The 18969-nt window shown below is 36.6% G+C and carries 14 protein-coding genes; 7 read left to right on the top strand and 7 right to left on the bottom strand.

What is annotated here, in order from left to right:
• Positions 1-86 precede the first annotated feature (86 nt).
• The 6 genes from OGZ34_RS05905 to OGZ34_RS05880 all read right to left on the bottom strand — a co-directional run bounded on the left by OGZ34_RS05905 (position 87) and on the right by OGZ34_RS05880 (position 6506).
• Positions 87-1118 carry an asparaginase gene (locus OGZ34_RS05905; RefSeq protein WP_173965316.1) on the bottom strand — a complete coding sequence of 344 codons (1032 nt, stop codon included), beginning with the start codon at positions 1116-1118 and terminating at the stop codon, positions 87-89.
• Positions 1108-2244: a 1-acyl-sn-glycerol-3-phosphate acyltransferase gene (locus OGZ34_RS05900; protein WP_173965317.1), complete on the bottom strand. Its 1137-nt coding sequence runs from the start codon at positions 2242-2244 to the stop codon at positions 1108-1110. The genes OGZ34_RS05905 and OGZ34_RS05900 overlap by 11 nt, the downstream gene beginning before the upstream one ends.
• A gap of 64 nt (positions 2245-2308) precedes the next feature.
• Complete coding sequence (locus tag OGZ34_RS05895) at positions 2309-3088, bottom strand: TatD family hydrolase (protein ID WP_263362425.1); 780 nt, start codon at positions 3086-3088, stop codon at positions 2309-2311.
• Between the two features lie 246 nt (positions 3089-3334).
• On the bottom strand, positions 3335-4990 hold the full coding sequence (locus OGZ34_RS05890; RefSeq protein ID WP_263362424.1) for a S41 family peptidase: 1656 nt from the start codon (positions 4988-4990) through the stop codon (positions 3335-3337).
• A 203-nt stretch (positions 4991-5193) separates the two neighbouring features.
• Complete coding sequence (locus tag OGZ34_RS05885; RefSeq protein WP_173965320.1) at positions 5194-5919, bottom strand: tetratricopeptide repeat protein; 726 nt, start codon at positions 5917-5919, stop codon at positions 5194-5196.
• Between the two features lie 2 nt (positions 5920-5921).
• Positions 5922-6506: an RNA polymerase sigma factor gene (locus OGZ34_RS05880; protein ID WP_173965321.1), complete on the bottom strand. Its 585-nt coding sequence runs from the start codon at positions 6504-6506 to the stop codon at positions 5922-5924.
• Positions 6507-6656: 150 nt separating this feature from the next.
• Here OGZ34_RS05880 and OGZ34_RS05875 point away from each other — a divergent pair, with 150 nt between their 5' ends.
• The 6 genes from OGZ34_RS05875 to OGZ34_RS05850 all read left to right on the top strand — a co-directional run bounded on the left by OGZ34_RS05875 (position 6657) and on the right by OGZ34_RS05850 (position 16754).
• A complete protein-coding gene (locus OGZ34_RS05875; RefSeq protein ID WP_173965322.1) occupies positions 6657-6956 on the top strand; it encodes a hypothetical protein in 300 nt (99 codons plus the stop codon).
• A 189-nt stretch (positions 6957-7145) separates the two neighbouring features.
• A complete protein-coding gene (locus tag OGZ34_RS05870) occupies positions 7146-8126 on the top strand; it encodes a hypothetical protein (protein WP_263362423.1) in 981 nt (326 codons plus the stop codon).
• A gap of 180 nt (positions 8127-8306) precedes the next feature.
• Complete coding sequence (locus OGZ34_RS05865) at positions 8307-10259, top strand: PKD domain-containing protein (RefSeq protein ID WP_263362422.1); 1953 nt, start codon at positions 8307-8309, stop codon at positions 10257-10259.
• Between the two features lie 227 nt (positions 10260-10486).
• Positions 10487-13144, top strand: coding sequence for a CHAT domain-containing protein (locus tag OGZ34_RS05860; RefSeq protein ID WP_263362421.1), 2658 nt, complete (start codon positions 10487-10489; stop codon positions 13142-13144).
• Positions 13096-13533, top strand: a complete 438-nt coding sequence (locus OGZ34_RS05855; RefSeq protein WP_173965326.1) for a retropepsin-like aspartic protease — start codon at positions 13096-13098, stop codon at positions 13531-13533. Before OGZ34_RS05860 ends, OGZ34_RS05855 begins: the two co-directional genes overlap by 49 nt.
• A 95-nt stretch (positions 13534-13628) precedes the next feature.
• Positions 13629-16754, top strand: coding sequence for a T9SS type A sorting domain-containing protein (locus tag OGZ34_RS05850; protein ID WP_263362420.1), 3126 nt, complete (start codon positions 13629-13631; stop codon positions 16752-16754).
• A gap of 88 nt (positions 16755-16842) precedes the next feature.
• On the opposite strand, the gene OGZ34_RS05845 is transcribed toward OGZ34_RS05850, so the two are convergent.
• Positions 16843-17811 carry a C1 family peptidase gene (locus tag OGZ34_RS05845; protein ID WP_173965328.1) on the bottom strand — a complete coding sequence of 323 codons (969 nt, stop codon included), beginning with the start codon at positions 17809-17811 and terminating at the stop codon, positions 16843-16845.
• Between the two features lie 198 nt (positions 17812-18009).
• Between OGZ34_RS05845 and OGZ34_RS05840 the strand changes: the two genes are divergently transcribed.
• The gene (locus OGZ34_RS05840; RefSeq protein ID WP_263362419.1) at positions 18010-18837 is read left to right on the top strand and encodes a hypothetical protein; all 828 of its coding nucleotides are present in this window, start codon (positions 18010-18012) and stop codon (positions 18835-18837) included.
• Positions 18838-18969: the final 132 nt, after the last annotated feature.

The raw sequence follows: 18969 nt of genomic DNA, 5'->3' as shown, positions 1-18969 counted from the left end.
CAAACTTTTTAAATTCCAAATTCCAAAACGGAGATAATAATCAACGTAAAGTTTGGAATTTGGAATTTCTATTTTGGAATTTACTTCTATAACGAAATCTCCCCACGTAAAGCCGTTTCGAAGATCGTTTTAAACTCGGACTGAGGAATATTCTGTCCTAACAAATACATTAATTTTGTTATGGCTGCTTCTGTAGTAATGTCTTTTCCTGAGATCACCCCAAGAGATTTTAAAGCAGTACTGGTTTCATATTGTCCCATATTGACACTTCCTCCAGAACATTGCGTAACGTTAACGATGTGTAATCCGGATTGAATTGCTTTCTCAATCAAATTTAAAAACCAATCTTCTGTTGGGGCATTTCCCGAACCGTAGGTTTCCAGAACAATACCTTTTAAATCTTTAATAGCCAGAATAGAAGCCAAAACTACTTCGCTCATTCCCGGGAACATTTTGATAATCGCAACGTGACTGTCTAAATTTTTATGAACGATTAGTTTTCCTTCTGTATTTACAGGAAGAAACAAGTGTGTGTTCAGCTTTAAATGAACTCCTGATTCTACCAATTCAGGATAATTTGGTGCTGTAAATGCTTTAAAATGTTCTGCATTTACTTTTGAAGTTCGGTTACCGCGATACAGTTTATATTCGAAATACAAACAAACCTCGTTGATTACCGGTCTTCCATTTTCCTGAAGTGAGGCAATCTGAATGGCTGTAATCAGATTTTCTTTGGCATCGGTGCGTAAATCTCCTATCGGAAGCTGAGAACCTGTAAACACTACCGGTTTTGCTAAATTCTCGAGCATAAAACTCAATGCCGAAGCAGAGTACGACATGGTATCTGAACCATGAAGCACTACAAATCCGTCGTAAGCAGCGTAATTTTCCTCAATAATAGTCGCAATCTTTGTCCACTCTTCAGGATTCATATTCGAAGAATCAATGGGAGTTTCAAATGAAACCGTTTCAATCTCACAATCTAATTGTTTGATTTCGGGTATCTTTTGCAATAATTTACCAAAATTGAACGCCTTAAGTGCGCCCGTCTCAAAATCTTTACTCATACCGATAGTTCCTCCGGTATAAATTAGCAGTATTTTAGGTTTAGATGACATCCTGATATTTTAATTTATTGACAACAGGATTGGCATACATTGCCAAAAATCCTTGTCTTGTCACTGGGTTATCACTTCCGATACGCATTTCTAAACGACGCTCAAACAATGATTTTTCACTTTCTTTGTACAAGTGAGCAAACCTATTTGTCTCATTTAAAATATCATAAGCAATAAAATTCGTTGGCCATAATTGATAATTTTTCAAAACCGAATCATCAATAACCTGTGCCAAAGCCTGCACTTGTTTGTTGGCATTGTCATTCTCAGCTACAATCTGATCGATCTCTGTATCTAAAACGTCTCCAACAGAAATATGTATTCTTTTTTTAGTTCCCATGACACCACTTATGATGGTCATGAAATCTTCATTTTTTTCTTTAATATAAACCTCATTATTGGCTTCTGCCATTAACTGTGGCATCTTCAGAACATCTGTTGGATCGTATTCGTATGAAATAGAAACCGGAACAATTTTTAATTTCTTAAAATAATCCATCAAATTAGGCTCATCAGACCCCATTCCGATCATTTTTAGGACTCCCGGATTGGTTTCGTCATTTCCGTCTTTTGTACGACCTTCTCTTTGTGCAATCCAAACCGAACGATTTTCGCGAAGTAATAATTGCCCGATATACTCAGATAATAATTTAGAGCTTTGCAACATTTCTCTTGGCGTTAAACCTCTTAAAACCAAAAAGTTTCGATTTAGTTTTGCCAGCGTACTTAGGAATGCTTTTTTAACCAGATTGTCTCCAATTGCAGATGCCGTCATGACTAAACCATGCTCGAAAAGACAAACATTTAATAAGGTTGTATCCAATAAAATATCTCTGTGATTGGAGATAAATAAGTAAGAAGTATTTTTTTCTAATTTCTCAAATCCTGAAGTGGTAAGTCCTTCTGAACTTTTCTCTAAAACCTTTTGTATGGTATTGTAAATAAAGTTGCATTGAAAATCACGAATCGAATGTGTTTTTTTAAGCTGCTCTTTCCAAACCTCATCTGCTACTTCCGGAAAAGTAAAGTTCATCATGGTTTTCATCATCGGATGATTGACAACATCATGAAGTGCTTCATTTATTTCAGAATCATAAAACGGTCGAATGGCATCAAATCTCTGCATTATTTATATTGGTTTTAAGTGGGCAAAAGAACAAAAAAAAAATTAAACTATTGTAAGGTATGGGTTAAATCCCAAAAACGTCTTTTGAATTTTGAGTTGTTCGCGCTGCAATTTCTTCTTCAGAAACATTATATATATCAGCTAATTTCGCAATAACATTTACTAAGTAACTGCTTTCATTTCGCTTTCCACGGTACGGAATTGGCGCTAAATAAGGAGAATCAGTCTCTAAAACAATGTGTTTCAAATCGATTTGATTTAAAAACTGATCAATCTTTCCGTTTTTAAATGTTACCACTCCGCCGATTCCCAACTTCATATTATAAGAGAGCGCCTGAAGTGCTTGTTCGTATGTTCCTGAAAAGCAATGAAAAATTCCAAATAAATCAGCTGATTTTTCCTCTTCCAGTACTTCAAATATTTCATCAAAAGCTTCACGGCAATGAATCACAATAGGCAATTTATATTGTTTCGCTAGTTGAATTTGTCTTTTAAAGGCAATTTGCTGCTCCTTAAGATGTGTTTTATCCCAATACAAATCGATCCCAATTTCACCAACGGCGTAAAACTTTCGTCTGGCTAACTCCTTTTCCACATGTTTTAATTCTTCTTCGTAATTATCTTTCACATAGGTAGGATGCAATCCCATCATCAGGTATACATAATCGGGATAATTTTGCTCCAAATCGTACATAGAAGGTGTTGCAGCAGCATCAATAGCAGGAATAAAAAAACGGGTTACTCCGGCATCTATCGCTCTTTGCATCATCTCGTCGCGATCCTGATCAAATTCTTCAGAATATAAATGTGTATGTGTATCGGTAATTATGGGCTTCAAATTCAATTGTTGTAATTTTTAATGGCCCAAAATTACGATAATATTAAAAACTTTCCCAATTTGAATGAAATGGGGAAAAATGGGACGCGAATTTTTACGGATTCACTTCGTGAAAACGCGGATAAAAACGGATTTTTTTAACACTGTCAGACTGAATGAAATCGAAGTCTATGAAGCTATGGTTATTATTTAAATAGTAAACCCGACAGTTTTTAGAAACCTGTCGGGTTTGAATCGGTATACGATACTAAATTATTTCCCTGTTTTAACAAACAGTAAAGCGCGATCGAAAACTTCGTCTTTACCTTGTTGAGCACCCAAAACAGTTGGGATTACTTTAATATCCGGGACAATCCCAATACGCTGCGTTTCTTTTTTATTTGGATAAAAAACACCCATTGAAGTAAAAGAAGACTCAAATCCGTTGATAATACTAAACTCATAATTTGGCCCATCGGAGCCCGATGTCTGAGTACCTACAATGGTAACATTTGGTGCTGTCTGAAGACTCATTACGGTTTGTTCACCAAAACTATGAGTTCCTGAACCAACCAAAACAACTACTTTCCCTTTATAATAATCGGGATTGCTTTTACCACATTCTTCCATATCATTCCTAAAATAATAACGACCAGGGTAGCTTAAGTCCTGTTGAAGTAATCTTAAAATTGGTTTTCGCTCCGGATTTAGATATTCGCTGACTAAAAAATCAGTATTGATTGGTCTGCTTCTGGCATCAAAAATAATCGCTTGTGTCCCTTTTAATTCCTCCATCATCTTTACAACTTCCTCTTTTGGCACTTTGCTCATTCTTACAAAACCAATATTATCTGCCATAATTTCCCATTTTGCAGTTTTTTTGGGTGGTGATCTTTTAATTTTTTCGTTTGGGTAACGATGTATTTTCTTTGTTGATGTCACATTATCTCTAATGAATTCAATTTCTAAATCATCTGTATCCCCTGTAAACATTATAAAACCTCCCAAGTAAGTCGCTACAGCTTTATTAGATCCCTGCATGTATTTTGAAAGCTCTGCTAATTGTTGTGCAACTGTGCTACCACCCACTTTTGTTATAATATCGCCAATTTTTAAGTCATCTATTTTGGCTAAGGAATCATTTGCTATCGCAACAATTACAGCTTTATCGTTTATAAATTTAGCTGTAAAAGGAATATACTTCTCTCCGCCCAAATATTTAATCATATCCGGACTAGTAGTCCCGGCATGTGTATCGTTAAGCTTTATCGATATTTCACGCATTGCCAATAAAAATTCCTTTTCGGAAGCAGGAGTATCGATATGAGGAAGAATTTCCATAAGCGCTTCGTCCCAATTCTGATCCATTACATATTTATATGGGAAAAAATACTCTATATAATTCCAAAAACGGAATAGTGCCAAAAGACGTAAATTTTTATCTGTCCATTTAAAATCGGCATACTCTGGTTCGTTAACAAACTGCAAACGCACATTTTTACCCTCTTGATTTACATAATAATTCACGCCCTGAAATCTATTCTCTGTGATAAATTTCAATTTTTGAGAAAGGCTTTTAGAAAACAGCTTGTCTTTTTGCGTCCATTCTAAATTCAAATTTTTATTAAAATAATCTGTTTTTGGATCCACTGCCACTGGTGTATTGGCAGGTACTTCTCCCAGACTTTCAATCCATTTTTCTATTACAACAGAAAACTCTTCTTTGGTTTGCGCTTTTTCAATTTTAGGCAAAACCTCAAAGAGTTTTTCATCCCAGTTTATTTTCCCACTGGCAACTGTAGGATGATAATATTTTAAAAATCCCCAGACTTTGCAGGTCGCAGCAAGTTTTTCGGTTTGGGTAATTTTGGTATAGCCAAAGATCGTCTGAGTGCATACAATAAGAAAAACTAAAGTAATTTTGTTCATGTAAATAACTGGTTAGGTTGAAATTGTTTTTTGGTAAATTTTTCTGAAAAAAAAATTAGCCGAATGTAAAACTAAAAATCCGGATTCGTTTACGACTTTACGTAAAAACCTTTTTTATATAAATAAACCGGACAGGTTTTAAAAAACTGTCCGGTTTGAATAAGTATAAAAATTCTTAGCGATTTTGATGTTCTAACAAGCAATTAATCCAAATCGTCCAGCAGCTCCTGAACATCGTCGTAATTTTCATAATCCTGCGAAATGGTCTGCAGGATTTCTCTACAGCCATTGTAATCTTTTTGTTTTAATTTAGACAATGCCAGATACCATTTGGCTTTCTCTTTATAAGCAGAAGTACCTGATTTTAATTCATTAAAAATCGCTTCTGCCTGTTTATAATGGTCTTCTTCCAATAAAGAAATTCCGTAAAAATATTGCATTTCAGCGGTTTTATTTTCTGTTAACAGTTCTTCAAAAAACGGAATTGCCAATACATATTTTCCTTCATTGAAAGCCTTTTCAGCCTGTTTTAAGGTTTCGTCTGTATCGCCTCGTTCGACAAAAGAAGCTGTTTCCGGATGATTAAAATCCTCAAATTCAGGAGTCTGATTGTAATCAAAAAAGAACAGTCCGAATAAAATAATAATCGATGCCGCTGCCGCGAAATACCAAGGTCGCATTCGGACCACTTTGGGCTTGTTGGCATTGAAATGTTTCTCCGAAACCTTTGTCAAATTTGCTGCAAAGGCTTCTCTCTCTTCTTCATGTTCAAATTTGTTCCTAAGCTGTGACTGTACTTCTTTAAAAGTTTCAAACTCCGAAGCCAGTTCATGATCCTCAGACAATTGTTTCTCAAAACTATCCCGTTCCTCAGCAGTCATTTCTTCCTGAAGATATTGATCGAATACTATATAGCGTTCTTCATCCATGACTATTTATTTTTTAGCGAATTAAAATTTTTAGCTTCCTGAATCCACTGTGTCAACTGCCCCACACACAACGATTTTTTCTTACGGACATACCCATAAGTCACATTGAGTTTAGCCGCTACTTCTTCCATAGTTTTAGTGGCAAAACTAAGTTTTAACAACTCCTGGCATTTGTCTCCCAATTTCTGAAACATGGCATCAAAGAGCTGTTGTTTTTCATCAAATTCTTCTGTTTGACCAATTAATTCCAGGGCAGATTCATTCATAGATACTGCATCTTCATTAATTGTTACCCCTCTGTTCGCTGTTTTTTTAAGTTCGTTAAGCCACTTCCTTTTGCACAATAAAAAAAAGTAAGCATCAAAAGGACAAGTCAGCTGTAGTGTTTTCGCCTTGGCCTGATTAAAAAGCAAAATCATGACTTCCTGAACCACATCCTGTGCATGTTCCTTGTCTCCGGAATTATTCATGACGAACATCACCACTTTAGGAACGAATTTCTTGTAAATGATTTGAATGATTACAGAGTTGTTTGCAGCAATGCCATCAATATACATTTGATCGGGATGAGTTTTTGCCTTAGCCATAAAAAACCTTTTTGAAGCTAATTTAAAAAACAATTGGAAATAAATTTCATGCAATGGGGTAACAATTAACAAATCAAGTTGATATAACACCAAAGGACTCATAAAAATTGTTTAAAAAAATGTTCCGAGAACCATCAAAAATCAATAAAAATGGAAACCTGTCAATTTGTAAGCGAGAAGAATTTAGATCAATTTCACCAAATGATTTCTACCAAAACACGAAATGGTTTTGTGATTGTGGAGCATAACGAGAAACTTCCGTACGTCGTTTTATCCAAAAAACAAAAAGCAATCAATCATCCTTTACATCTCTTTCTTACCTGCATCACATTTGGGCTGTGGTTAATGGTATGGCTTTATTTTATTGTGACGCTTTCGCGAAAAACAAGCATTCTCGTTGCGGTAGACGAAGACGGCAATCTCTTTGAAGACAAGTGCCTCTCTGCATAAATTCTGAAATACAAAATGCAGAGGTAACAATTGTTTAAAGGAATTGATATAACGACATCTCTGCAAATTCAAAAATAAACTTCAACAGTAAGGGTAACAATATCAAACCCAAATTGATATAAGTATAATTAACAACCGAAATCTGAAAACCACCTGATCATCAGGACAGATTTATAAAAACTAGAAATCATGAACACAAACTTTAAAAAAATCGGGCTTTTATTTTTACTAACAATCAGTTTTGCAAGCTGCGACAATGGCGACAGTGATGATAATCTTATTTTACCACCTTCTCCTGCAGCTTTTAAAAGCATAAGCACCAAAGGAGTAAAGTCCGCTACGCAAAAATTTACGATTACAGCCGGAACCGGTGTGGTTACTGTAACTTCAGTAAAAGGAGTAAAATTAAGTATCAATGGAAACTGTCTGACTAAAAACGGTGCAGCGGTAACGGGCGCAGTGGATATCGAATACATTGAACTTTTTGACAAAGGGAATATGCTAATTACGAACAAACCTACGATGGGAGTTATGCCAGACGGAAAGAAAAGTCTATTGATTTCAGGTGGAGAATTCTTCATCAAAGCCACGCAGGGCGGAGTAGAACTTAAAACTTCCTGCTCTATGAATTTAATTGTTCCCGCTGCTTTAACAGATGGTGTAGATAATGCGATGACTTTATGGACCGGTGTAATAGATCAAAATGACGAATTGACCTGGGAAGTACCTAAACCAAATGCAGACGGAACAGGCGGCAAAGGCGGCGTTCAGGGAGAAGGAACCAATTACTTTGTGACATTTGGAAACTTTGGATGGACAAACGTAGACCGTTTTTACAGCGACCCTAGACCGAAAACTACACTGTTGGTTGATGCTCCCGATGGCTACAACAATACAAATAGTGCCGTTTACCTGTCATACGATGGTGAAGGAAATGCACTTGCGAAATTAGACACTTACACCGCAGCAGGATTATTCAGCGAGCACTACGGACAAATTCCGATTGGCTTAAAATGTCATGTGATTTTTGCAACCGAAGATAATGGTCAATGGCGATACGCAATCAAGGCCGTAACCGTTGCTGCAAATGATGTGTACACCTTTACACTTGCCGAAACAGTTGTAGGTACCGAAGCCCAACTGGTAGCCGCAATCAATGCTATTCAGTAACTTACAAAATTCTTTTTAAGAAAAAGTGGTGATTTGCTCATCACTTTTTTTTACATTTAATCCAGTTTTCAAATTAATTCTGATGCTTTTCAGAAGCTAATCCTGCTGTCCGCTGTATCTTTTGTTCCGAACCCCGGCACAAAAGGATGCCGCTCCCATCAGGGCTAAAACCCTCTAGTTATGAAACCACTATCGTCTATTTTATTGATGCTGCTTTCTGTTTTCGCAATGGGACAAACGAAGGTAAAAGACACCATAACGCGAAGAGCCAATATTGTTTTCATTCAGAACGGAAATGCGGTTACGTATAAACCCGAAACTCCGCCTTTAATTCCGATTGCAGGAGCTCCAAAACCCAGTTATTCTTATTTATGGGAGCTTGGCGACGGACATTACAGCAAAGAAGCAGAACCCAAACATGTCTACAAAAACAAGGGAACCTATACCACCAAACTTGCCGTGACCAACAATTACGACAACGGAAAACCTCCCGCAACACGCCCAAAAAAAGTGGCTATAAACGATATTACCGATACCAACTATAAAGACATTGCTTCTATAGCCGATCAAAACGGATTTGCAATCTTAAAAAATTGCGACCCTATTCCCGAACAGGAAATGGTAGTTGTAGTAAGTTATCAAAATCTTGAGAATTATGTCTCAAGCGGAAAACTGTATTTGTTTTATAATGAGAAACAATTTAAGGATAACAATTTCGAACTGGTCGATTTTCGCACCTATGCCAATGAACGTGAAGTAAAAGAGAAAGCGGTAGCTCTTATTGACGATCTGGATGATTCTAAAAATTATGTGGCTTCGGCTGAAAACACTTTCAAAACCAGAAAATACAGAAATACAACCAGCGAAGAAGATCTGGATGCATCGTTGCTGGATGCCAATAAAATCTATCATAATGTTTCGGTTATAGAATTTGATGATGCAAATCCCAATGAGACCCGAAATGTTTTTTATACTTTTAAAACAACTCCCGAAATGATCAAAGACACCAGCGCAACGGTTACAATGCGTGGTATTTTTATTCCAAACCGAAGTTATAAAAACCATAAAATAAAGAATCTCGAAATGGAGATCGTAACGTCCCACGACCCCAATAAAATGGGTTCTAACGGAAGTTTCATGAATTACAGACTAGTTCGGTTTAAAAGGGTAAATTTTAAAACGCGCTTTCAGAACAACGGTGAAGGTCCTGCACGAATGATCAGACTTGAAACGGATGTCCCTGATATGTTTGACAAAAAAACTTTCCAGATTGAAGACATGTATCCTAAATGTCCCATCTGTCCAAAAGATGAAGTTCCAACGACAAGCTGTCTGGATACCATTATCAAAAAGAATCAAATCTTTTTTACCTTCAAAAACATTTACTTACCCGGGAGCGAACAGAAAAATGTACACGAAAAAGACAGTACAAAAGGCTTTGTAAAATATTCGATGAAGTTTGGTGAAGACTTTCACAAAGTGAAAACCCGAAGCCGAACGGCTATTATTTTTGATAAAAATGAACCTATAATCACCAACTATGCCACAACCCGATTCCTTCCCGGAATTTCGATTGGGGCAAAAGCAGGTTATAATTTATATCCTAATCTTGAAAAATCGACAAGTTATTTTGTAGGCGCCACTATTTCGCCTTTTAAATCCTATCGCTTTTACTGGCAGGCAGAATGGCTTAATGCACTGAACAAATACGAAAGCGGACTAACCGTGATTGATCAAACCGTAGTAAATGCAAATGGTGTAAAGCAATTTCAGCGCACGACCAGCACAACCGAAAACAAAAATGTAAACTGGGAAATTCCGGTATTGATTCGGTATAACCTTAACAATTATATTGGAATCGGAGTTGGGATTCAGGCCAATTTTGATGTTTCGTCAGAACAAAACCAAACTCAGAAAATTGAAACTTTTGAAGGCGGAACAGACCAATTTTTGATTAATACCCGAACGCAGTCAAACTCCGTAAAGAACAGTTTTGTGAATTTAAAAACTGGCGTTTTGTTTGATTTAACCGCTGGTTTTGCCAGAATCGGACCCAGTTTTGGAGCGCGCTATGTGATTAATTTTGAACAGAATTTCAACTATTTTCAGTTTTATGGAATCTGGAAGCTTTAGGAGTTATCCCGCGGAGATTCACAGAGGGTTTTCACGAAGATACACAAAGATTTTTCACCGAGATACGTTAATTTTTTTGCCAAGAATTCACAAATTTTCAAGATTTTTGTATTTATTACTCCCTTTGTGCTACGTTATGCATTTGTAAAAATTCGCGAATTCGTGACAAACGCCCTTTGTGAATCTCTGCGAGAAAACTTTGTGAATCTTTGTGAAACAAAAAAGCTATGAAAAAATTATATTGCTCTATATTATTTTTGACAACAATGATTCTATTAGGACAGAATCAGGAAGATCAAATATATACTGCAATTGACTCTTTTATTGCTCATCCTTCCTCCCAGGCATTACAAAATTTAAAGAATACCGAGGCTACTTTCTGGAAAAATCCGAAGTCAAAAACCAAAGACGAATTACTTGCAATTGTGGTTTTAAACTGCAATAAAGCCTACTATGAAAATCAATTTGGCAAAACGGAAAACGCTATTACGAGTTATGAAAAGGCATGGCAAATTTATCAGAAAAACAAACTTGACAGTTATGACATTATCGAATACTGCCTGAAACCTCTAGGAAACCTATACACCGTTTTAGGCGATTACGACAGTGCTGAGAATACGATAAAGCAGTATTTTTTTATTGTAAATACGACTCCCGGTTATCCCGATTCCCAAAAACAAAAATTTGCTGCAATCCTGAATTTATCCAATGTATATCAGAGCTTGGGCAAGTTTAATCCGGCCATTGATTTATTAGAACAAATACTAAGAACCGAAAAACTGTCAAATGTTCAGAAAGGAATCGTACTCAATAATCTGGGAAACAATTATCTGTTGAGTTCGACCGAAGGTTTAATGCGTCCTGAGATTTATCAAAAAATCGAAAACAGCTTTGAGTCGTCTGTAAATTATCTGAAAAACGAAAAGAACCAATCGGAAACTTTGTCTAATTCGTATCGGAATCTGGCCGTACTTAAGAGACAAAGGAATCAATTTAAAGCAGCAGATTCTTATTTAACAAAAGCTGAAAAACTTTTACTGGAAACGCCGCACGTACAAGTCCGAAAAATGGCAAAACTTTATTATGAAAAGGCTTTATTGCTTTTTGATGAAGGAAAATATGCCGAAAGCGCGCAACAGATTGAAGGCGTTTTTAAAATTTTAATCCCGAATTACAAAACCAAAGAGGTGCTTCCGAATCTAAATCAATTGTATGCTGAAACGGTTTTAATTGATGCCCTTGATTTGCGAGCGCAGATTTTTCTAAACCAAAATCAGCCTAAAAAAGCATTGGAGTCTTACCGGCTTTCTCTTCATATCGAAGATCTGCTGATGAATATTACACTGTATGAAAACTCCAAAATAATTACGCAACTACGCTCCCGAAATCGTACCGAAAAATGTCTCTCGATTTATGATCACTTGTTTCAAAAAGAAAATAAAACGGAATATCTGGAGGAAGCTTTTCAATTGGCAGAACGAACAAAATCAGGAGTTTTAAAAAGTTATCAATCGAATATTAAAAAGGCAACAACACAAGAAAAATCACTTCTACAGCAACTTCAAAGTTTAAACAATTCGATTGTAAAAGAACAGCAAAAAGGACCTTCGGCCAATATTCCCAACCTCAACAACGCCATTAAAAAGCAGAATGAACTGATGCTTTCCCTAAAGCAAATTCAATCTAAGAATCCGAATTCGCTTCCTGACAATTGTGATTTAAAGAGGCTATTTTCAAAATTAGAAAAAGACAAGGCGGTCCTGGTTTACTATTTTATGGGTGCCGAAAACCTGTATTATTTCACCTTGCAAAATAACCGAATCAGTCTTAATCATCTCTATACTGCTCATACGGCGATGCCCGATATCCTAAAATTCATCAATTATTTTAATACTGCGGCAGCCATTACAAATGATATTTCCGGATACAATTATTACGGTAAAAAAGTATACGATTTATTGCGATTGCCTCAAAATGTCGTTTACAAAAACCTCATCATTATTCCTGACGGTATTTTGAACTTCCTGCCTTTTGAGGCGCTAATTACAAGTGCATCAAAAACGACAAATTTTGCCAAAATGCATTACTTATTAAATGATTTAAGGATCGCTTACAATACTTCGGCAAACCTGTATCTCAATGCCAAACCGATTTTACATTCCGGAAATACAATTTTGGGCGTTTTCCCTGTTTTCAAAAATACTTCCTTTGAACTGCGCTACTCGAGGAAAGAACTCGAAGTCATCCGAAATAATTTCAAAGGAAAATATTTAGAAAATTCCGAAGCCAATTTCTCCAATTTCAAAAACAACGCTAACCACTACTCCATTTTACATTTAAGTACTCACGCCTCTTCGGGTGATGTCGAAACGCCGGCAAGCATCAGGTTTTACGACCAGGAAATCTTATATTCAGAACTGTACAATCTCAACATCAATCCCGATTTGGTAGTTCTGAGTGCTTGCGAAACCGGAATCGGGAAATTGTATAAAGGTGAGGGTGCAATGAGTGTAGCAAGGGGTTTTCAATTTGCGGGAGCTCAAAATTTACTGTTCTCGTTGTGGAAAGTGAACGATTACACTACGGCTGTTTTTATGGCTGATTTTTATAAAAACATCAAAAAGGGTCAGTCTTATTTTGAAGCAAATGCAAACGCTAAACTTGCTTTTTTACAGGACAAGTCCATTTCGAATGCCAAAAAATCGCCTTATTACTGGAGTTCTTTTGTATACTACGGTGCTGTTTCGACCGAAGAAAAATCCTCAAATTATATCTTTTATATCATTAGTTTATTGGCAGTAATTGGTTTATTTTTGGTTTTCAATCATTACCGAAAATGGAAAATCTTCACGAGATTCTCAAAAAAGAGAAATACAAAAAAATAAAATTCAAAGTCACCAAAACGCAGCATTTGCTAATTAAAGCAAAAATCAATGGTGTTTCGGGAAACTTCATTTTAGATACCGGAGCCTCTAATTCCTGTGTAGGATTTGAGAGTATTGAACGTTTTGAACTGACGGCAAAAAAGTCTAAAACCAAAGCCTCGGGAGCCGGAGGAACGGGAATGCGAACACAAATTTCGAAACACAATCACTTACAACTTGGCAGCTGGAAAAACCCTGATTTTGGTCTGGTAATTTTTGATCTTTCACACGTCAATGAGGCTTTAGAATCCTATAAAACAAAACCAGTTCAGGGCATTATAGGAGCCGACGTTTTGCTTGAAGGTAAAGCAATTATCGATTATTACAATCATTATTTGTACCTTAAATAATAAACTCCAAATTTTAAAATTCCAAATTCCAATACCAGAGTTTTAATACGGTTTTTTATATATATTTGCTTGGCTATTTTAACAAACCTATACGTATGAAAAAAACTCTACTTTTTTTTATTTTACTGTTTTCTAATTATTTTTATGCTCAGGTCAATGATATAGAGCATTGTTATGGGGATACCCGATTTAATTTAACGCTCAATCAGTCCGCTTTACTTGGTAATTTAAATCCGGTAGAAACTACGATTAGCTATCACGTAAGCGCTCAGGAAGCTACTGCAAATACAAACGCAATTGCACAGCCTGCCTCCTACAATAGTACCGCACCGTCTACCACTATTTATGCCAGAATAGACAATAAAGGAACTGTTACAACAAACTATTTTAATTTAAAAATATACAATCAGATCAATGCTATACCCCTTACAACACCTGTAAGATGTAAAGGAGAAAACAATGGTATTTTAACTGTAGCTCCATCAGGAGGCAAAACACCTTATGCTTATAGTCTGGATGGAGGCTCTTTTACCGTTCATATCGGTAACCCCATAGGTACTTTTACTAACTTGTCAGCAGGCACACATACCATTGCTGTAAAAGATGCCTTAGGTTGTCAATCGATGCTTCAGATGTTTCAGATTACCGAACCTTCTGCTTTGACAGTAAAGCTATTTACTGAAAATCAAACGGTAGTGGTTAGTGCCTCAGGAGGAACATCTCCTTATCAATATTCTTTGGATGGAATCAATTATCAAACGAGCTATGTTTTTTCAAATATGCCTGTCGGATCATACACTTTTAGGGTAAAAGATGCTCAGGGTTGTGTAACATCAGAATCGGTGAATGTTTATTATCCACTGGCTATAGGAACCCAGATATTAAAACCTATTGACTGTATTGAGAAGGCTAGAGTTAGTGTCTTTGCAGCAGGAGGAAGTACTCCGTACCTTTACGCAGTCAACAAAGGTCCTTATCAACCTATAAATGTTTTTTCGAACCTTGCCGCAGGAGATTATGTTTTTGAAGTAAAGGATGTCCAAAATGTAGTACGTTATGCTAATGTCACGATAGCCGAATTTGTTCCTCTTTCCATAGCAACAGCAAAAACAGACGCTACAACTAACGATGACAATGACGGTACTATAACCGTTACCGCCAATGGAGCCCTTAAACCTTATACGTATACCCTAACCGATAACGCAGGTAATCCTCTTAAACCTTCTCAGCCATCAAATAGTTTTACAGGTTTGAAATCGGGAACTTATGGTGTTCTGGTGAACGATGCCACTAATTGTATCGCATCACAAACCAACATTTCTATTCTTAAAAAGCCCGCCGTATTAGCTGCTACTGTAAATATATCACCAATAACCTGCTCTATTCCAACAGGAACAATAACAGTGGTTGCGTCGGGAGGTAAAGCTCCTTACAAATTTTCAGCGGACAACGGAAATACGTTTGTTACTTTGAATATTTTTAGCGGATTGACCGCCGGAATTTATACGGTAAAAGTACGTGACGCAGAAAACACCGAAATCCAGTTTATTCTCGAAATTTCTCCTCTAAATCGTCCATTGGTTAATGTAACTACTTTTTCAAATGTTCGCTGTAAAGGAGACAACACCGGTTCAGCATCGGTGGAAACAACCGGTGGAAAAGCTCCTTATAAATATGCCATCGATGGAGGTCCATTCAGTTCAGCTTCCACTTTTACTAATCTGCGTACCGGAACTTATAACATTACCGTACAGGATGCCAATGGCTGTACAGCATTAGCCAGCGTTCATATTTCAGAACCAACAGAAGGTTTGTCAGCAACAGCAATCCCGATAAATGATCAGGGTATCATTGTTAATGCAAAAGGAGGAACTGCTCCTTATCTGTATTCTTTACAAAACAATTTAGGAGTTGTAATCGCAGGCCCAAAAGATAACGGAGTTTTTACCAAATTACCACTTGGTGTTTATACGGCACAGGTTACAGATGTTTACGGTTGCGGTTATATGCAAGGAGGAATAAATGTGATTCCCGCTCCGCCTCTTTCGGCTACCACTGAAGTTATCCCTGTCACTTGTAGTTCTTTAGGAAAAGTAACGGTTACGGCTAACGGAGGAATTGCTCCTTACAACTATTCACTAGATAATGAAGCTGCAAAGACTTCAAATGTGTTTTCTAATTTAGCTCCCGGAAATTACTCGATAACCGTTCGCGACGCTAACAATGCTACCTACGCTCTTACTTTTAAAATAGTGCCTTTAGATTCGTTTGTTGCGACTGTAGCGATTGTATCTCAGGTAACCTGCTTCTCAAAAGGAATAGCGCAAGTTATCGCTAATGGTGGCAAAGCCCCTTACCTGTATTCGATAAACGGAGGTTCTTTTCAAAATGCCTTTCAGTCTACCACAACTTTTACAGGGCTAAATCCCGGTGATCATGTTATAACCATAAAAGATGCTAACGATTGTAAGCAGACTATCGCTATTCATTTGGCTCCGCCTGTACCTGTAACCGCAGTTGCAACTGTAAACAATCAAACCATAACCGTTACTGCTGCCGGTGGTTCTGGTAATTATCAATTTTCAATAGATGGAGCCGTTTTTCAATCCAATAACATTTTTACCATCGCTACTTATGGAGTATATCGCATAGTTGTAAGGGATCAAAATGGCTGTGTGGAATCTATTTCGATTGTAGTAAATCCTCCAGCTCCTTTAATTAATGGCAAAAAAGAAATCGCGGTCACATTTAAAACAGGGCAGACTTTAGGTGATTTGATCATTGAAGGTCAGAATATAAAATGGTACAGCACTAAAGGTATTTCAACTGGCAAAACGAGTAAAACTTCAGAAACTCCTTTACCTCCGACCACTCTTTTGGTAGATGGAGTTACCTATTATGCTTCTCAAACCATTGACGGAATCGAAAGTACAGAACGTCTTGCGGTTACTGCAAAAGTAAACGGATCGCTTGCTACATCAGATTTTGTTTTACCTGATTTTAAATTTTATCCAAACCCTGTTCACCATACTTTATCAATACATAATACTTCTGTTATTGATGAAATTGAGCTAATATCAGTATCCGGAAAATCTGTTTTAGCGAAGAAAATAAACGATACTCATTCTGAAATTGATTTGTCGAATGTTGCCGCTGGATTTTATTTCTTAAAAGTAAAAGCAGAAGGGCAGCTTAAAACAATTAAAATTGTTAAGAAATAAAACCATTAAGTACTACAAACTTTCTATTAAAAATAAAAGGGACCGTCTAAATTCAGGCGGTCCCTTTTTTAATTAAACGAACCTATCGTTAAGAATTTGCTCCTGGATTAGGAATAATACATCCTGCCCAATTGAAGGCACCGTTTGCAATATTGTTGTATGTTACATAAAAGAAACCGCTGCGTCCCCAACCTGATCCCCAAGAGTTTTGTACTTTAAAGAGTCCGGTCGCATCGTCATATCCTACGATACAAACACAGTGACCTCCCTGTCTGCTGCCGTAAAGACTGGACCAAACATGGTTGTTGTTACGGATATCATAAAAACTCTGATTCACGTCAAAACATACTGCAACAGCATAATTTTGGTTTAGATAATACTTAATATCTGCCGTACTTCTAGGATTTACGTTAAACCAGCCTCCTGATTTTCTGGCAGCCGCCCAGTTTTTCTGCTGTGTAGAAGGTTGTGTAAAACAGCCTCCGGCAACATACGGCATTTGAACATCTGAACATTCTCCCTGATTTTTGATCAAATTCATGGCGTCATTCGGATAAGAACCCGCTCCGCAATTGCCTAATTTTATTTGATTGTAAACATATGCCGCACTTCTCGAAGCACCACTCCAATTACTTTGATGAACAGTGTTATTAAGGTATCGGGCAATACTGTGTGCTGCGTATCCTACTCCCCAGCCTACACAGGAACCTTCGCTTCCCTGATCTCCAACCGGTGGCGTTGGTAAGTTTTTGGCTGCCGCAACTTTAGCCGTCAAAGACATTTTCTGAGTACTTGTAATTAAATCCGGTCTTAACTCAGCGATTCTGGCACGGTAATCAACAGGAGTTAAAAATTCGATACTCTTTAAATAAGCATCCGGCATCTGAGCAAGTCCGTATCTTCCTTTGTCCAAAAGATTGACATCACCGTCCATTAATTTTTCCTGAACATCGGCTTCAGCCTGATCATTACCTTTATCACAAGAGTACAAAGCAAGTAATGCAAACAGTACAAGAGCGATTTTTCTAATTGAGAATTTAATAAGTGGTTTTTTCATAATTATTGGTTTTTTGTTGTTAATTTTCAGCCTGTTAAATTATTTAACAAATTTATTAGTAATTTTGGCATAACATTAACAATAAAAAGATCACAACAATAACTTATCTTACACACAAATCTATAACCGGGATTTAACTAGCTGGAATTGTATTTAATTATCTTGAAAAAGAACCTCAATTATTAAAAAAATTCGCCCATGGAAATCATTATAGAAAAATTAATAAAAGGCATACAATCACACCCAATTATACAAAACAGCACCTTGTCTGGTGTTCAGGAGTGGAAAAGAGCACATTATATCATCCTGTCGGAAATAATTTCTGATGTTTTAGAGAAATCAGAATTTATGCAGGGAGCTAAAAGAAACGAACTTGGATGCTCTATCTCGAGTATGACCTTACAAAGGATTTTTACAAATGATTCTTCTAAAACCAAAAACTCTGATTTGCGTTTTTTAAAAAGTCTCGACAAACTGGCTATTTTTATTGGATATCCTTCTTTAAACCATTTTCTAAATGAGGAAGCCACAGATGCTGTTAAAGTGGAGAACAAAATTGAATCCGTCTCCTTTTTTGAAAAACTGGTTGCCGACTACTGTCAGGAAGAGTTTTATTCATTACAAAAATTACCACTGATTAATATTGAAGGCTTGTCTGATTTTGTGTTCAAAGAAGGACCTTTTGCAAAAAGGATTATGGATCTTTTCGAGAATTATTCAACCTTAAAATATCATCTTAACTGCGAGAACAACCGCTCTAATTTTGAGATTTTTGATTTTAAGATTTCAAGTATTACCGAGAACATCGCTATTATCACAGCAAAAGAATTTTGGAATCTGGAGTGGAAGGACGAAAATGAAGTTACTTCAATAGTTCTGAATAAAGTAAACAGGCAAACGTATTTCATCAAAAAAAGAGACGATGTCTGGAAAATATGGGACAACTACAATCCTGATTATAACGAAATCTCAACAAGAATACACTCGGCTATAGAAAACCAACACATCAAAAAAGTTCTCATTTAATCATGCATACTAATAATCTATTAAGAGTAGTTATTTTTTACACATAGAGACATAGATGCTATATTAATTACACCCAAAAGATTCTCTAAATTTAAACCATAAAAAAATCCCAGACTCCTTTCGGAATTTGGG

The organism is Flavobacterium collinsii (assembly GCF_946903285.1).
GTDB classification, from domain to species: domain Bacteria; phylum Bacteroidota; class Bacteroidia; order Flavobacteriales; family Flavobacteriaceae; genus Flavobacterium; species Flavobacterium collinsii.
This window is presented reverse-complemented; position numbering and strand designations above follow the sequence as displayed.

Excerpts from the sequence above, each read along its gene's own strand:
- OGZ34_RS05905 (WP_173965316.1), bottom strand. The coding sequence starts at position 1,118 with ATGTCATCTAAACCTAAAATACTGCTAATTTATACCGGAGGAACTATC.
- OGZ34_RS05875 (WP_173965322.1), top strand. The coding sequence starts at position 6,657 with ATGGAAACCTGTCAATTTGTAAGCGAGAAGAATTTAGATCAATTTCAC.
- OGZ34_RS05900 (WP_173965317.1), bottom strand. The coding sequence starts at position 2,244 with ATGCAGAGATTTGATGCCATTCGACCGTTTTATGATTCTGAAATAAAT.
- OGZ34_RS05840 (WP_263362419.1), top strand. The coding sequence starts at position 18,010 with ATGGAAATCATTATAGAAAAATTAATAAAAGGCATACAATCACACCCA.
- OGZ34_RS05890 (WP_263362424.1), bottom strand. The coding sequence starts at position 4,990 with ATGAACAAAATTACTTTAGTTTTTCTTATTGTATGCACTCAGACGATC.
- OGZ34_RS05860 (WP_263362421.1), top strand. The coding sequence starts at position 10,487 with ATGAAAAAATTATATTGCTCTATATTATTTTTGACAACAATGATTCTA.
- OGZ34_RS05850 (WP_263362420.1), top strand. The coding sequence starts at position 13,629 with ATGAAAAAAACTCTACTTTTTTTTATTTTACTGTTTTCTAATTATTTT.
- OGZ34_RS05845 (WP_173965328.1), bottom strand. The coding sequence starts at position 17,811 with ATGAAAAAACCACTTATTAAATTCTCAATTAGAAAAATCGCTCTTGTA.
- OGZ34_RS05885 (WP_173965320.1), bottom strand. The coding sequence starts at position 5,919 with ATGGATGAAGAACGCTATATAGTATTCGATCAATATCTTCAGGAAGAA.
- OGZ34_RS05865 (WP_263362422.1), top strand. The coding sequence starts at position 8,307 with ATGAAACCACTATCGTCTATTTTATTGATGCTGCTTTCTGTTTTCGCA.
- OGZ34_RS05855 (WP_173965326.1), top strand. The coding sequence starts at position 13,096 with ATGGAAAATCTTCACGAGATTCTCAAAAAAGAGAAATACAAAAAAATA.
- OGZ34_RS05880 (WP_173965321.1), bottom strand. The coding sequence starts at position 6,506 with ATGGCTAAGGCAAAAACTCATCCCGATCAAATGTATATTGATGGCATT.
- OGZ34_RS05870 (WP_263362423.1), top strand. The coding sequence starts at position 7,146 with ATGAACACAAACTTTAAAAAAATCGGGCTTTTATTTTTACTAACAATC.